The organism is Polymorphospora sp. NPDC051019, assembly GCF_040683055.1.
In the GTDB taxonomy this organism is placed as follows: Bacteria; Actinomycetota; Actinomycetes; order Mycobacteriales; family Micromonosporaceae; genus Polymorphospora; species Polymorphospora lycopeni.
The window spans coordinates 200,575-215,583 of record NZ_JBFBCH010000011.1 but is presented as its reverse complement, the minus strand read 5'-3'; the positions used below and the strand labels follow the sequence as shown (position 1 = coordinate 215,583).

The window sequence follows — 15,009 nt, the reverse complement described above, 5'->3', positions numbered from 1 at the left end:
GGCCGCCGCCGGCCCTGGTCCGGGGGCTGCCGGTCGCCTCGGCCGCCGGGCCGGCAGCCGCCGCCCGCCGGAAGGCCCAGCCGGGCCGCGTACCCTGATGAGCCGGTGCCGTAGCGGCGCCGCGCCCGATCCCGCGCCGCCCGACCGGCGCGGCCGGTCGCCCGGGAGGGGAGAAGATGACCGACAAGTCCGGCGCCACCGCGCCACCGAAGGCCGGCGACCCCACCGCGGCGCCGGCCACGGAGACGCCCGGCGGCGCCGCTCCCCCGGCCGCCGAGACCGGCCCGCCCGGGTCCGCCGACGCCGACCTGGACGCCGCGGCGGCCGGGCCGGTCGGCAGTGACGACGACGGGGACGACGACACCGACGGCGACGTCGACCCGGACGGCGAGGACGGGCGCCTGGGCGTGCTGGCGCCGGGTGCCGCACTGGTGGCCCTGCTCGCCGTCGGCTGGCTGGCCGCCTCGCTCTGGCTGCTCCGCGACGCGATCGCGACCTCGGTGACCGACGCGATCGCGCTGGCCTCGACCGCGATCGCGCTGCCCAACGTCGTCTCGGCCAGCGTGGTCGCCGGTGCCGCCGTCGGGCTGACGGCGGCCAACCTGGCCGCCCGCCGGTGGCCCGGCACGGCCGTACGGTTCACCGCCGCGATTGGCGCGAGCATGGTGATCGGGCTCGCCGCCGCGTTCGCCGGCAGCGTCTGGTACGGCGGCGCGGCCGGCACGATCCTCGCCGGCACGGTCGCCGCCGCGGTGATCGTCGGCGGGGCGGCCGCCGCCACGGCCGTGAGTCGCGCCGCCGCGCCGGCGCTGGCCGGGGTGGCCGCCGCCACGCTCGCGCTGTTCGCGGTCGTCCTGCTCCTCAACGTCTTCCGGGGGGCGCTGCTGCCGCTGTTGGGCGCCGGTGAGAGCGGCGCCTCGCAGCAGAGTGCCGCCGGCCGGCTCACGCTCGCGTCGACGGTGCTGAGCGGCCTGGTCGCCGGGTTCGTCGTCTTCGGCTACCTGCGGCTGGTGGGCCGGCGGTCGTCGGGTGTGCCGGCCCCCCGCTGGCCGGCGTACATGCTCGGCGGGGCCGGTTCCGGCCTGCTGCTGCTGGTCAGCGAGGTGGTCACCCGGGTCGGCGGGGCACGGGTGCTCGAAGCGGTCAGCTCGATCAGCGAGGTGGACCGGCTGGTCCGCGCCCAGGCGGACAGCGACCGGATCATGTTCGCCCTGATGGTGCTCTTCATCGGCGCGCTCACCGCGACGATCGCGTTCGGCCGCACCCTCAAGCCCGCCCGGTAGCCGAGCCTCCGGTCCGGCTCAGGCGTCGAGCAGGACGGGCAGTTCGGAGGCGTCGTACCACTCGAGTTCGTGGTCCTCGGTCCCGTCGACGGTGAACTGCGCGTCGTCGTCACCGGCCAGGGCCTGCTCGACGACGGCGGCCGCCGCGGCGACGTCGTCGGTCGCGTCGGTGCTGTCGACGTGGATCGCGGCGACCGCCCGCAGCGGAACGGGTCCGGCCAGCCCGACGCTGCTGGAGCCGAGTTCGTACGCGCCGTTGCGCACCGCCGAGGCCGGCAGGTCGGCCGAGACGACCACCCGGCGGCGGGGCGCGTCCGGGTCGGCGTGCAGCAGCGGAAGCGCTGCCTGGGCGGCGCGGGTGAAGGCGACGTACTCGAGTTCCTCCTCGTCGCCCTCGGCGTACCACTCACGCAGTGCCGGGGTGACGGCGTGCGCCTCGGGGCCGGGCAGGGCGCCCTCGGCCCGCAGCATCGCCAGCATCGGCACGGTGGCCGGGACGTACACCCTGATCAGTTCGTCTGGCACCGCGAGGTCTCCGTTTCCGCGACCGGCGCGCGGGCCGGTGGCCGCGCGGACTCCGATCTGGCGCGGCGCCGCCCATTGTCCTACACCGAGCGGCGACCGGCCGGGGAAGGGCGGGGCGTCAGCGCGCCACCGGTGCGGTCAGCGGGTCGGCGGGCCGCTCGTGGATCTCGTCGCCGACCTGGACCGGAAAGCCCTCCCGGATCCAGTACTCGATGCCGCCGATCATCTCCTTGACCAGGTAGCCGCGTCGGGCCAGGGCGAGTGCGGCCCGGGTGGCGCCGTCGCAGCCCGGTCCCCAGCAGTAGGTGACCACCGGCCGGTGGGGGTCGAGCAGCCGGTGGCCACGGACCGGGATCATCGCGGTCGGCAGATGCACCGCGCCGGGGATGTGGCCCTGCCGCCAGGCGGCGAGCGAACGGCTGTCGACGAGGGTGAAGCCGGGGTCGGCCAGCAGGAGCGCGGCCCGCACGTCGGCGACGTCGGTCTGCGCGGCCAGCTTGGCGGCGAACCAGGCGGCGGCCTGGTCGGGCGCTGCCGGCGGCACGGCCAGCACCGGGTTCGCGGTGGTTGTCGTCATGATCAGACGGTACGGCGCACCGTCGGCCCCGGGAACGCCCGGTCAACGGCGCATCGGCGCAGAAGCCACCGGTTCCACGGTAGGTTTGCTGGATGACCACGGAATCACCGGCACTTGACCAGACCGACTGGCGGATTCTCACGGCGTTGCAGGCCGATGGCCGGGCCAGCTACGCGGAGTTGGCCCGCACCGTGGCCATGTCGCCGAGCGCCGTCGCCGAACGGGTGCGCCGGCTCGAGGAGTGCGGTGTCATCGCCGGCTACCGGGCGGTGGTCCGGCCGGAACGGGTCGGCCTGGAGATCCTCGCGTTCGTCCGGTTGCGCTACCCGACGGGCAACTACCGGCCGTTCCACGCGCTGCTCGACTCCACCCCGGAGATCGTCGAGGCCCACCACGTGACCGGGGAGGACTGCTTCGTGCTCAAGGTGGTGGCCCGTTCGATGCGGCACCTGGAGTCGGTGACCGGCCGGATCTCGGGGCTGGGCGGGGTCACCACCAGCGTCGTCTATTCGAGTCCGCTACCCGAGCGTGACCTGGCTGTCGGGGCGGTCGACGGGCCGGCCGGACCGCATGGGTAGCGGCATCGCAGGCCACCGGTGGCAAACTGAGGCAACCAGGAGTCACCCCCACCGCCGGGAGTCGCCGTGCCGCCCAGGTTCCTGCAACTGTCCGACGTCGCCGCCGAGCTGAACGTCTCGGATTCGCAGGTCTACCACATGGTCCGCAGCGGCGAGCTGCCCGCGATCAAGATCGGTGGACGGGGTCAGTGGCGGGTCGAGCGGGCCCGGTTGGAGGAGTACATCCAGCGCAAGTACGCCGAGACCGCCGAGTGGGTGCAGGAGAACCCGCTCGTCGACCGCGAGCCTGACTGATACGCCTTTCGACCGTTTCGCAGCCATCCGCGCCTTGTCGCGGGTGGCTTTTTTCAGCTCGCAAGCGTTGACCGACACATTGGAACCCATCTACAAATTAGTGCTGTCGGAGGCAAACGAAAGCAAACGCAAGATCAACTCAGGAGAGGAACGCCGTGCGAGCGACCCTGACCCGGCCCCCTGCCCGACAGTCCGTACGGGTGCGCGCCGTTCCGCCCCTCGATCCGCCGTACGACGACGAGTCGCCCCGCGACCCGTGGAGCCAGCTGACCGGTGCCGGCCAGCTCACCCTGGACCTGGCCGGCACCCGCCCGCCGCGTGGCCGGCGGCGCGAGTCACCGCCCGCCCTGCCCGTCCCCCGGCCGGGCGTTCGGCCCGCCCACGGTCCGGGCCAGCCCGGTGCGTACGCCGCGGGTCCGGCGGCCATGACCACCGCGCATCCGGAGCTCGCCGCCCCGGCCGGCGCGTTCCCGGCGTCGTCGTCGCCGGCCGGTCGGGTACCGGCGGACGGGTCCGTGGCCGGGCCGCCGGCGGGTCCCGGGACGGCATCGCCGGAGGCACGGCAGGCGGCCCGCCGGTTCCTCGGCACCTGCCTGGAGGTCTTCAACGGATACCGGCCGGTCTCCCATCTGCGCCGGCTCTGTGTCCCCGGCGACGCGGAGGCGGTCGTGGAGCGGATCACGGCGGCCAACCGGCGCTTCGCCGGGCCGCGGTCGCCCGTGCGCGGCCGGTCCGGGCAACTGCTGCGCCCCCGGTTGCTGCGGGTGTCCGAGCCGCTGCCCGGCATCGCCGAGGCGACCGCGGTGCTCGACCGGGCGGGCCGGGTCCGGGCGATGGCCTACCGGCTGGAGCGCCGCCGGGGTGTCTGGCTCGGCACGACCGCCCAACTGATCTGAGCCCACGACCGCTCGGGGTCTGCGACCAGCCGACTCCCGGGGCGCCCATCCGGCGGTGACGGTGGGCGTCCCGGGCGCCAGACCGGCCACACGGGGGCGCCGGTACGGCAAACGGGCTCCCCCGCCGACTTGGCGGGGGAGCCCGTTTCAGACCTCGCTGACGATGGGCCGGCGGCAGCCTGTCTCAGGCGCCGGGGCCACCGTGGCAGCGCTTGTACTTCTTCCCGGAGCCGCAGGGGCAGGGCGCGTTACGCGACGGGCTGTTGCCGCCGACGGCCTGGCCGGGCGCCGGACGGCGGGCCGGTCGCGACGGTGCCGGACGGCCACCGACCCCCAGAGCCGGGGCGGACGGGGCCGGCGGCTGCGTCGGGGCCGCCTTCTCGATCTGCACCCCACCGGAGCCGGCGGCACCGTCGATGGTCGGCGACGAGTACTGCAGGCCCTGGTTGCGCGGCGCCCGCCCGAGCCCCTTGGCCCGGATCTCGACGGGGGTCTCGTCGAGCACCGGGGCGGCGCCCTCCTCGGCCGGCGCCTGCTGGGGGGCCTCCTCGACCTGGACCTCCAGGTTGAACAGGAAGCCGACCGTCTCTTCCTTGATCCCGTCCATCATGTTGGCGAACATGTCGAAGCCCTCCCGCTGGTACTCCACCACCGGGTCACGCTGGGCGTACGCCCGCAGGCTGATGCCCTCCTGCAGGTAGTCCATCTCGTAGAGGTGCTCACGCCACTTGCGGTCGATGACCTGGAGCAGCACCATCCGCTCCAGCTGGCGTACCGCCTCCTCGCCCAGTTCCTCCTCGCGCCGCTCGTACGCCGCGTGGGCGTCCTCCTTCAGGCGGGTGAGCAGGAAGTCCGGGTCGAGGTTGTTGCGCTCGCCGCCGACCTCCTCTTCGAGGTCCTCGACGGTCACCGCGATCGGGTAGAGCTGCTTGAGGCTGGACCACAACTGGTCGAGGTCCCAGTCCTCGGCGTAACCCTCGGCGGTCGCCCCCCGGACGTACGCGTCGACGACGTCATCGATCATGTGGGTCACCTGGTCGTTGAGGTCTTCGCCGTTGAGCACCCGGAGGCGCTCGGCGTAGACGACCTGGCGCTGCTTGTTGAGGACCTCGTCGTATTTCAGGACGTTCTTGCGGATCTCGGCGTTCTGGCCCTCGATCTGGGCCTGGGCGCTCTTGATCTGCCGGGTGACCATCTTCGACTCGATGGGCACGTCCTCGGGGATGTTGAAGCGCTCCATGACCGCTTCGACCGCGCCCGCCCGGAACCGCTTCATCAGCTCGTCCTGGAGCGACAGGTAGAAGCGGGACTCACCGGGGTCACCCTGCCGGCCGGACCGGCCACGCAGCTGGTTGTCGATCCGGCGCGACTCGTGGCGCTCGGTGCCCAGGACGTAGAGGCCACCGGCGGCGGCGACCTCCTCGGCCTCCTCGTCGCAGGCCCGCTTCCAGTTGGGCAGGATCTCCTCAAGCGCCTTGGCGTATTCCTCCGCGTGCTCCACCGGGTCGATCCCCCGCTGGTGCAGCTCGGCCTCGGCCAGGTGCTGGGCGCTGCCGCCGAGCAGGATGTCGGTGCCACGACCGGCCATGTTGGTCGCCACGGTGACCGCGCCCTTACGGCCGGCCTGGGCAACGATCTCGGCCTCCTTGGCGTGGAACTTCGCGTTCAGTACGGCGTGCGGGATGCCCCGCCGGCGCAGCAGCTGCGACAGGATCTCGGAGTTCTCGACCGAGACCGTGCCGACCAGGACCGGCTGGCCGAGGACGTGCCGCTCGGCGATGTCCTCGACGACGGCGTTGAACTTGGCCTTCTCGGTCTTGTAGATGACGTCGGGCCGGTCGAGGCGGACCATCGCCCGGTGGGTCGGGATGGTCACCACGCCGACCTTGTAGACCTTGTTGAACTCGCCGGCCTCGGTCTGGGCGGTACCGGTCATACCGGACAGCTTGCCGTAGAGGCGGAAGTAGTTCTGGAGGGTGATCGTGGCGAGGGTCTGGTTCTCCTGCTTGATCTCCACGCCCTCTTTGGCCTCGATGGCCTGGTGCATGCCCTCGTTGTAGCGACGGCCGTGCAGGATGCGACCGGTGAACTCGTCGACGATGAGGACCTCGCCCTCGTTGACGATGTAGTCCTTGTCGCGCTTGTAGAGCTCCTTGGCCTTGATCGCGTTGTTGAGGTAGCCGACCAGCGGGGTGTTGACCGACTCGTAGAGGTTGTCGATGCCGAGCCGGTCCTCGACCTTGGCCACGCCCCGCTCGGTCACCGCGATGGTCCGCTTGGCGTAGTCGACCTCGTAGTCGCCCTCGCCGTCCTTGCCGGACTGCAGGCGGGCGACGACCCGGGCGAACTCGCCGTACCAGCGGGCCGAGTGCTCGGCCGGACCGGAGATGATCAGCGGGGTGCGGGCCTCGTCGATCAGGATGGAGTCGACCTCGTCGACGATCGCGAAGTTGTGGCCGCGCTGCACCAGTTCGTCCTTCGACCAGGACATGTTGTCGCGCAGGTAGTCGAAGCCGAACTCGTTGTTGGTGCCGTACGTGATGTCGCACTCGTAGGCGGCGCGGTGCTCGGCGGACGGCCGGTTGGGCAGGATCACGCCCACGCTGAGGCCGAGGAACTGGTGCACCCGGCCCATCCAGGCCGCGTCACGCTCGGCGAGGTAGTCGTTGACGGTGACGATGTGCACGCCCTTGCCGGACAGGGCGTTGAGGTAGGCGGGCAGCACCGAGGTCAGGGTCTTGCCCTCACCGGTCTTCATCTCGGCGATGTTGCCGAAGTGCAACGCCGCGCCGCCCATGATCTGGACGTCGTAGTGGCGCTGACCGAGCACCCGCGACGCCGCCTCACGGGCGGTCGCGAACGCCTCCGGCAGCAGGTCGTCGAGGCTCTCGCCGTCGGCGATGCGCTCCCGGTACTGGTCGGTCAACTCCCGCAGCTCGGCGTCGGTAAGGTCGACGTAGTCGTCCTCGATCGAGTTGACGGCGTTGGCAACGGCCTTGAGCCGGCGCACCATGCGGCCTTCGCCGGCACGCAGTACCTTTTCCAGAATCGACACGGATCAACGCTCCCCTAGGCTGTCTGCCGAACCATCGTAGGCGCATCACTGGGGCAAACGGCAGCCGCGCCCACTAGGGAAATGCAGGTAAGCGAACATTACGCCCAGATACTGACGACGAATCCCGTTGGTGAGCCCCGGAACATCCGGCAGGATGGCGCCGGTGGAGCCGCCGACGATCACCGAAGCCGGTCTGACGCTGCGGCCGTGGCGCCCCGACGACGCCGACGCGGTGCTCCGCGCCTGCCAGGATCCCGCGATCTCCCGGTGGACCACGGTCCCGTCGCCCTACCTGCCGGAGCACGCCGTGGGGTTCGTCGCCGAACACGCCCCCGCCGGCTGGGCCGCGGGCACCCGGGCGCCGTTCGCGGTCTGCGACGCGGCCACCGGAGAACTCCTCGGTTCCTGTGGGCTGGTCAGCCTCGACCGGGCTGGCGGGCAGGGTGAGATCGGCTACTGGACCGCGCCGTGGGCGCGCGGCCGGGGCGTCGCCGTACGGGCGACCCGGATCGTGGCGCGGTGGGCCTTCGAGTCCGTCGGGCTACGCCGGCTGGTCTGGCGTGCCGAGGTCGGCAACCACGCCTCCCGCCTGGTCGCGCTGCGGGCCGGTTTCGCCATGGAGGGCATCCTGCGCCGGGACGCGCCCGCAGGCGCCGGGGAGACCGACAGCTGGATCGGTTCCCTCCTGCCGGACGACCCGATCCCGGCACCCGGTCGGGAACCGGCCCGCCCCGGCTCGGTAGAGGCCCGCCGGGCGGCCGTCTTCGCCGGCGACCAGCCGACCATGACGGCCGACGCCCCGGGCGGCCGGATCCGGCTGCGCCGCCCCGGACCGGCCGACGTCGACCGCATCGCGGCAACCTGCCGCGACGATGCGGCGATCCGCTGGACCTCCGTACCCGACCCCTACCACCGACGCGACGCCGAACACTTCCTCGCCGACGCCGAACAGCGGTGGGCACGCGGCGCCGGGGCGGTCTTCGCCATCGCCGGGCCGGCCGGGACGTTCGACGGCTCGATGGCGCTGCGACTGTCCGCCGCCGACCCGGCCGTCGCCGACGTGGGATTCCTGATCAGCCCGGCCGCCCGGAACCGGGGATACGCGTCCGCCGCGCTGGCCGTGGTGTGCGCCTGGGCCTTCGACGCTCTCATCGTGCACCGGGTCGAGTGGCGGGCACACGTCGGGAACACCGCCTCGCGCCGGGTCGCGGAGAAGGCCGGGTTCACCGTCGAGGGCGTCACCCGCGGCGGCCTGGCCCACCGGGGTGCCCGCGTCGACGTCTGGGTCGGCGCGCTGCTCGTTGACGACAGGAGCACATGATGCCTCTCACCGGCCTGCCGCAGGTACCGATCGACGGCGACGGGGTACGGCTGCGGCCGTACCGGGAAGGTGACGTCGAGGACATCGCGACGGCCTGCGCCGACCCGCTGACCCAACGTTTCCTGTCGCTGCTGCCGCATCCATACACCACGACCGACGCCCGGTGGTGGATCACCGAGGGATCCGGGGCGGCGTGGGCGGCCGGCGGTGCGGCGTACGCGGTCGCCGACCCGGCCACCGACCGGCTGATCGGCGCGGTCGGCCTGGACCGGATCAACCGGCCGAGGGCATCGGGCGAGATCGGTTACTGGGTCGCGCCCTGGGCCCGGGGGCGTGGCGTGGCGACGGCCGCGACCCGGGCGCTCACCGACGTGGCCTTCGCCGCCGGGCTGGCCCGCATCGAGATCCTCACCGAATGGGAGAACACCCCGAGCCAACGGGTCGCGCTGGCCGCCGGATACCGGCGCGAGGGCGTACGCCGGTCGGCCGGTGCCGGCCGGACCGGGCGGCACGACCTGATCGCCTGGGTACGTCTCGCCGGGGATCCGGCCGGACCGACGGCCCGGCTGCTGCCCGACCTGCCGGACGGCCGGCTCGACGACGGCGTGGTGGCCCTGCGGCCGTTGCGGCCCGACGATGCCGATTTCCTCTTCGCCCTGCTCTCGGTGCCGGACGTGGTCGCGACCAGCGTGCCGCCGGTGCCGCCGGAGCGGGCCGGAATCGAGGAGCGCTGCCGCCAGGCCGAGGCCCGCTGGCTGGCCGGCGAGCGCGCCGACCTGGTGATCACCGACTCGGCTACCGGCGAGCCGGCCGGCGACATCGGCCTGTTCTACCACGAGCCGCCGACCGGGCTGGCCATGATCGGCTACTCGATGCTGCCGGCCTGGCGGGGCCGGGGCTATCCGGCCCGGGCGGCGCGACTGCTGACCGGATGGGCCTTCACGGTCGGCGTCGCCCGGATGATCGCCGGGACGCTGCCGGACAACCTCGGCTCGCAGCGGGTGCTGGAGAAGGCCGGGTTCCGCCGGGAGGGCTACCAGCGCGGCCGGTTGCCCGGGGTGGAGGGCACCCGGCACGACGACGTGCTGTTCGCGCGGCTACCGGGCGACGACGCCGGCTGATCCGGGCAGCGACGGTCGATGCCGGACCGGGTCGATCCCGCACCGGGCGAACGCGACGGTACGGGATCGACGGGTGTTCCGGGGGATTGTCCGGGCTCAGTTGGCGAGCGAGATGATCCCGTAGTCGTAGCCCTTGCGGCGGTAGACGACGCTGGGCAGGCCCGACTCCTTGTCGTTGAAGAGATAGAAGTCGTGGCCGACGAGTTCCATCTGGAAGAGCGCGTCGTCCACGGTCATCGGCTGGCCGGAGTGCTCCTTGTGCCGCACGATGTGCCACGGCTGGTCGTCGGCCTCGGCGTAGCCGTCCTCCGCCGGCGCCTCGGTCATCGTCGCGACCGGCGCGGTGCCGAAGTCGGCAACCGGCAGGTCCGCGGTCGCGGCCGCCACGGACACCGGTGTCTGCCGGCCGTGGTGCACCCGACGGCGGTCGGCGGCGCGACGCATCCGGGTCTCCAGCTTGCTGATCGCGGCGTCCAGCGCGCTGTAGAAGTCCTTCGCGCACGCTTCGGCTCGCACCACCGGACCTCGGGACACGCAGGTGATTTCGACGCGCTGGCAGTGGTCGGCCTGTCGAGGGTTGCGTTCGTGGAAGAGTTCCACGTCGACCCGGATGAGCTTGTGGTCGTAGCGCTCGATCTTGGCGAGCTTCTCGCCTACATGAACCCGGTAGTGATCGGGCACCTCAACGTTGCGGCCTTTGACGACAATGTCCACGCGTGACCTCCCCGACGATCGGATGGTCGTAGTTGCAGAGACTTTCCCGGTCGGCCTGTCCGCCCTTGTCGCTCGACCCCTGACAGCGACCGGAATGTGTTTTTGAGGGCTACGCCTCCTTTCCGGGTGCGGGGCGCCGGGGCTGATCAAGTCATACCCCTGGTGACAACGACGCTAACGCTTGTTGGCCCTTGCGTCACCCCTAGTTCGAAAGGCGTTTCGAGATGATTCGCCCGATCAAGCAAGAACGGGCAGCGTACGAGGCATCGACCGGCACCCAGGGGGTGGTGTGACGTTACCGACGGTCACGCTTTCGGGTGGCGGCGAGCACGGCCGCGGCGTCGACGCGCATGCCCGCGCTGTCGAGCAACCCCGTCACCGCGGCCAGCGTCGCCCCGGTGGTCACGATGTCGTCGAGCACGACGACCCGGTGCCCGGCCGCCGCCCGAACCGACGACCGCAACCGGAAGGCTTCCCCGGCCGCCTGCGCCCGCTGCGCGCTGGTCAGCTCCGCCGAGTCCGGCCGCGGCAGCGCACGCAGCGGCCGGGCCACCGCCACCCGCCAGCCGGCGCCACGCAACCGGCGCGCCGCGTGCCGGGTCAACCGCCCCAGGTGGTCGCCGTGCCGGGCCCGGACGGCCCGGGCCGTCGACGGCACCGGCACCAGGAGTACGGGCCGGTCCGGCCGCACCGCCGTCGCCACCACCTCGGCCAGCAACCGGCCGAGCGGCCGGGCCAGGCCGTGCCGTCCCCGCTCCTTGTAGGACAGCAGCGACTCGCGCAACACCCCGGCGTACGGCCCCAGAGCGACACAGTCGGGCAGGCCGGGCGGGGCCGGGGTAGGGCGTACCGGGCCGGCCCGCAGGGCCTCCAGGTCGGCCGCGCAGGCGGCGCACGCCCCGGCCCGCAGCGGTACGCGGTCGGCCCGGCAGCCGGCGCAGGACGCGGGCAGGACGAGATCGGTCAGCGCGTCCCAGAGCCCGGCCGCGGCCACCACGCCCCCGCTCAGTAGACGAAGAACGGGGCGGTCGGGACGGTCGCCTCCGGCGCCGGATCGCCCGACCCGACGCCGGCCACCTCGGTGGAGTCGATCTGCTGCGCGCCGGTCAGCGTGAGCCGGTACCAGGCGACCCCGCTGGCCTCGTACATCAGGCGGGCGAAGCCGGGCCGGGTGACCGGGTTGTCCGGCACGGCGGAGATGTGGGTGACCTGGGCGGCCGGCAGGTCCTCGTCCAGCCACGACTCCAGCAGGCCATCGACGGTGATGTCGACCAGCGCCAGCCGGGTGCTCTTCAGCCCCGCCGCCACCAGCCGGTTCTCGTCGGTCCAGGCGACCGCCGACACGTCGGCCAGCGAGGTGGTCAGCTGGCGCTGGCCGGCGACCTCGACCAGCCCGCCGGTGACCATCAGGGTCGCCACGTGCAGCCGGTCGCCCGCGGTGTAGGCGATCCGGTGGCCGTCGAGGGCGGGCGCGACCCCGGTCACCGGGCCGCTCGTGCCCGGCAACTCGAGCTCGGTCAGCCCGGCGGTCACCCCGAACTGGTAGAGGCGGCCGTCGGCGACCACCAGCCCGACCGGCCCGCGCGGGTCGGTCGTACGCAGCCACACCGGCCGGCCCATCGAGGCGAAGCTCGGCCCGCTCGGCCGGAAGCCCCGGACCGCCCCGGTGCTCGCCCCCACCTGCAACTGGCTGCGGTCGCCGACCGCGGTGACCAGGGCGACCGAGGCCATCTCCCCGGTGCGGATGATGGCCGCCGAGACGATGCCCGTGTTCGCCTCCGGTGCGATCGGAGCCGGGCTGCCCGGCGGCTCACCGAGATCGTTGAGGCGGCGCACCTGCCCGGCGTAGACGGTGTAACGCTCGGCCACCGGGGCCACGTCGTAGACCGGGTGCTTCTGGAACTGGTCCTCGGCCGCGAGGGTCGTCCGGGTCTGGTTCTGGATCTTCAGTTCGAGTTCCTCGTTCTCGACGAGGTTGGGTCGCAGCGACCAGACGAGCTGGGTGGCGAGCCGGTCCAGTTCGGCGTCGTCGCCGGTCGGTACGGCCTGCGCCGACAGGTTGACCACCAGCCGGCCGTCGGTCGCCGGGGCGTTGCCGATCGGGGCGGTGCCGTCGGGCAGCCCCTTGGCGATCGACCTGATCGAGCCGGACGGGCCGGCCGTCAGCCAGCCGAGCACCTCGGTGGCCTGTAGCTCGCGGGGCACCGACAGTGGCAGGTAACGCAGATCGGGGATGAGCCCGGACTGGTCGGCGTTCCAGAAGTAGATCGTGCGCGGCTGGTAGTACTTGCCGAACGCCTCGGTGCTGAGCAGCAGCACCGGCGGCGGCTTGAGGACGAACAGGCCGGTGTTGCCGGCGAGCCGTCCGACCGTGAACGAGTACTGGGTGGCGGTCGCCATCGGTGGATCGATGGCGCCGCTACGGGTCAGGATCCCGATCTGCTGCACCGACACGTCCACCTTGCTGGTGCCGTCGGCGTTCGCCGTGACCCGCGGCAACTCGGTCAACCGGACCACGTTCACCTGCGCGTCCGGGCCGGGCTTGTCCCGCAGCTCGGGCTGGCCGGCGGGTGCGATGAACTCACGCACCCGCTCGACCGCGCCGCCCAGTTCGCCGGCCGCCGCCTCCAGGTAGGCCACCGCGAACGTCTGCGGCTCGCTGCCGGCCACCGACCGCTGCGGCGGCACCTGCCCCAGGCCGGTGCCACTGCCGTAGTTGGGAGCCGGGCCGGGCCCGTCGACGCGTACGCCACTGCTCTCCGGAATGCCACAACCGGCGAGCCCGGCGACCAGCGCGGTCACCACGGCGACGGCGGCCAGCCGGCGCCTCACCGGGTCACCTCCGCCGGCGCGCCGCCCCCGGCGTCGGGGGCCTTCGCGGGTCCTTCGCCGGCCACGGCCGGGTCGGCCGGCTGCACCGCGGGCCGGACCGGCAGCAGCGGCAGGTCGGCGGAGACCCGCAGGTCGATCGGGGTCATCACCTCGGACGGCACCAGCCGCAGCGGGGACGAGGTGAGCCGGTCGCCGGACCGTACCGGCAGCGTCAGCCGGAACTGGGCACCCTTGCCGAGTGCCCCCCACGCCTCCAGCCAGCCGCCGTGCAGCCGGGCGTCCTCCAGGCTGATCGACAGGCCCAGCCCGGTCCCGCCGGTCTGCCGGGCCCGGGACGGGTCGGCCCGCCAGAACCGGTTGAACACCAGCTTCTCCTCGCCCGGGCGCAGCCCGATCCCGTGGTCGCGTACGGTGACCGCCACCGCCGAGGAGTCGATGCCGAGGGTCACCTCGACCGGCCTGCCCTCGCCGTGCTCGACGGCGTTGCCGACCAGGTTGCGCAGGATCCGCTCGACCCGCCGCGGATCGACTTCGGCGATCACGGCCCCGTCCGGCAGATTCGCCTCCAGCGGCACCCCGCACCGCTGCGCCAGCCCGCCGAGCCGGTCGACCACCCGCTGCACCACCGGCACCAGGTCGGTCGCCTCGGCGTCCAGCATCGCGAAGCCGGCGTCGAAGCGGCTGATCTCCAGCAGGTCGGTGAGCAGGTCTTCGAAGCGATCCAGTTCGGCCTGGAGCAGTTCGGCGCTGCGGGCGACCGCCGGGTCGAACTCGTCGCGCTCGGCGAAGATCAGGTCGGCCGCCATCCGGACCGTGGTCAGCGGCGTACGCAGTTCGTGCGAGACGTCGGAGGTGAACCGGCGCTGCAGCCGGGACATCTCCTCCAGCCGGACGATCTGCCGTTGCAGGTTGGTGGCCATCTGGTTGAACGAGGCAGCGAGCAGGGCCAGGTCGTCCTCGCCGTTGACCGCCATCCGCTGGTCGAGCAGGCCCGCGGAGAGCCGCTGGGCGGTGCGGGCCGCGTCCCGTACCGGGTTGACGACCAGCCGGGTGACCAGGGCGGCGAGCAGCGCCAGCAGCAGGACCAGCGCGATACCGGTGGCCAGCACGGTGGTGCGGGCCTGGACCGCGGTCTGCTCCTGGGTGGCCAGCGGCACCAGGCGGTAGATCTCGACCTGACCGAAGCCGGTCGGGACCGGAGAGCCGTAGACCAGGTATCTGGTCCTCCCGCCGCCGAGGTCGCCGGTCTGGATCTGGTGCGCCACCGCACCGCCGGCGACCGTCCGCTCGAGTTCGGGGCTGATCAGCGCACTGGCCTCGACCGCGGGTGAGGTCGCCGTCTCGATGGTCGGATAGCCGCTCGCGGTCAGCACCACCACGACGCCGGCCTCGTCCGGATCACCGCCGGCCAGCGCCACCACCGTGTTCTCGAAGGTGCGTTGCAGCCTCGGCTCGATCCGGGGGTGCACGCTCAGCTGGTCGTAGGCGTAGTCACGGCTGGTCTCCAGGCGCTCGTGGGCGTCGGCGACCGCGTTGTCGAGCAGGTTGTCGGTGATCTGGGTGACCACCATGTAGGCGAACCCGCCGACCAGCAGACCGGACGAGACCAGGGTGATGGTGACGATCCGGACCTGCAACGACTGACGCCACGTCTGGCGCACGCCGGCGACGCCGACGCCGGCCCGGCGCAGGACGACCCGCCAGACCACCGCCCCGCGCCGCGTGCCGGTGCGCCAAGCCGCCCGGGCCGCGGTCGCGGCCCGGGCGGCAAGCACGTTGAAGGAGGTCAGGAGGCGAGCCACAGTGCTCTCAA

General features: G+C 72.9%; 13 protein-coding genes. 6 read left to right on the top strand and 7 right to left on the bottom strand.

Features of this window, described 5'->3' with window-relative positions:
* Positions 1–176: 176 nt before the first annotated feature.
* A complete protein-coding gene (locus AB0M79_RS21025; RefSeq protein WP_364216101.1) occupies positions 177–1,283 on the top strand; it encodes a hypothetical protein in 1,107 nt (368 codons plus the stop codon).
* A gap of 18 nt (positions 1,284–1,301) precedes the next feature.
* On the opposite strand, the gene AB0M79_RS21020 is transcribed toward AB0M79_RS21025, so the two are convergent.
* Both AB0M79_RS21020 and AB0M79_RS21015 read right to left on the bottom strand, forming a co-directional pair.
* Positions 1,302–1,808 carry a hypothetical protein gene (locus AB0M79_RS21020; protein WP_357533713.1) on the bottom strand — a complete coding sequence of 169 codons (507 nt, stop codon included), beginning with the start codon at positions 1,806–1,808 and terminating at the stop codon, positions 1,302–1,304.
* Between the two features lie 118 nt (positions 1,809–1,926).
* Positions 1,927–2,385 carry a rhodanese-like domain-containing protein gene (locus AB0M79_RS21015; RefSeq protein ID WP_364216098.1) on the bottom strand — a complete coding sequence of 153 codons (459 nt, stop codon included), beginning with the start codon at positions 2,383–2,385 and terminating at the stop codon, positions 1,927–1,929.
* Between the two features lie 92 nt (positions 2,386–2,477).
* Between AB0M79_RS21015 and AB0M79_RS21010 the strand changes: the two genes are divergently transcribed.
* From AB0M79_RS21010 to AB0M79_RS21000, 3 genes are all read left to right on the top strand, one after another.
* Entirely contained in the window at positions 2,478–2,963 is a 486-nt protein-coding gene (locus tag AB0M79_RS21010; protein WP_364216095.1) for an Lrp/AsnC family transcriptional regulator, read from the top strand.
* A gap of 66 nt (positions 2,964–3,029) precedes the next feature.
* Complete coding sequence (locus AB0M79_RS21005) at positions 3,030–3,257, top strand: helix-turn-helix domain-containing protein (RefSeq protein ID WP_357533719.1); 228 nt, start codon at positions 3,030–3,032, stop codon at positions 3,255–3,257.
* Positions 3,258–3,412: 155 nt separating this feature from the next.
* Positions 3,413–4,153: an Rv3235 family protein gene (locus AB0M79_RS21000; RefSeq protein ID WP_364216091.1), complete on the top strand. Its 741-nt coding sequence runs from the start codon at positions 3,413–3,415 to the stop codon at positions 4,151–4,153.
* 184 nt (positions 4,154–4,337) lie between these two features.
* Here the strand turns inward: AB0M79_RS21000 and secA are convergent, their stop codons facing one another.
* A complete protein-coding gene (secA, locus tag AB0M79_RS20995; protein WP_364216089.1) occupies positions 4,338–7,208 on the bottom strand; it encodes a preprotein translocase subunit SecA in 2,871 nt (956 codons plus the stop codon).
* A 154-nt stretch (positions 7,209–7,362) separates the two neighbouring features.
* Between secA and AB0M79_RS20990 the strand changes: the two genes are divergently transcribed.
* Both AB0M79_RS20990 and AB0M79_RS20985 read left to right on the top strand, forming a co-directional pair.
* Positions 7,363–8,529 (top strand): GNAT family N-acetyltransferase, encoded by a 1,167-nt coding sequence (locus tag AB0M79_RS20990; RefSeq protein ID WP_364216086.1) that lies wholly within the window; start codon positions 7,363–7,365, stop codon positions 8,527–8,529.
* Entirely contained in the window at positions 8,529–9,650 is a 1,122-nt protein-coding gene (locus tag AB0M79_RS20985) for a GNAT family N-acetyltransferase (RefSeq protein ID WP_364216083.1), read from the top strand. The genes AB0M79_RS20990 and AB0M79_RS20985 overlap by 1 nt, the downstream gene beginning before the upstream one ends.
* Positions 9,651–9,746: 96 nt before the next feature.
* On the opposite strand, the gene raiA is transcribed toward AB0M79_RS20985, so the two are convergent.
* The 4 genes from raiA to mtrB form a co-directional block, all read right to left on the bottom strand.
* A complete protein-coding gene (gene raiA / locus AB0M79_RS20980) occupies positions 9,747–10,364 on the bottom strand; it encodes a ribosome-associated translation inhibitor RaiA (protein WP_357533726.1) in 618 nt (205 codons plus the stop codon).
* 295 nt (positions 10,365–10,659) lie between these two features.
* The gene (locus AB0M79_RS20975; RefSeq protein ID WP_364216080.1) at positions 10,660–11,361 is read right to left on the bottom strand and encodes a phosphoribosyltransferase family protein; all 702 of its coding nucleotides are present in this window, start codon (positions 11,359–11,361) and stop codon (positions 10,660–10,662) included.
* An 8-nt stretch (positions 11,362–11,369) separates the two neighbouring features.
* On the bottom strand, positions 11,370–13,196 hold the full coding sequence (locus AB0M79_RS20970) for a hypothetical protein (RefSeq protein ID WP_364216077.1): 1,827 nt from the start codon (positions 13,194–13,196) through the stop codon (positions 11,370–11,372).
* Entirely contained in the window at positions 13,193–14,887 is a 1,695-nt protein-coding gene (gene mtrB, locus AB0M79_RS20965) for an MtrAB system histidine kinase MtrB (RefSeq protein ID WP_364216226.1), read from the bottom strand. The genes AB0M79_RS20970 and mtrB overlap by 4 nt, the downstream gene beginning before the upstream one ends.
* Positions 14,888–15,009 lie beyond the last annotated feature (122 nt).

Coding starts and splice junctions, on each gene's coding strand:
- AB0M79_RS21025 (WP_364216101.1), top strand. CDS start 177: ATGACCGACAAGTCCGGCGCCACCGCGCCACCGAAGGCCGGCGACCCC.
- AB0M79_RS21015 (WP_364216098.1), bottom strand. CDS start 2,385: ATGACGACAACCACCGCGAACCCGGTGCTGGCCGTGCCGCCGGCAGCG.
- AB0M79_RS21010 (WP_364216095.1), top strand. CDS start 2,478: ATGACCACGGAATCACCGGCACTTGACCAGACCGACTGGCGGATTCTC.
- AB0M79_RS20990 (WP_364216086.1), top strand. CDS start 7,363: ATGGCGCCGGTGGAGCCGCCGACGATCACCGAAGCCGGTCTGACGCTG.
- AB0M79_RS20985 (WP_364216083.1), top strand. CDS start 8,529: ATGCCTCTCACCGGCCTGCCGCAGGTACCGATCGACGGCGACGGGGTA.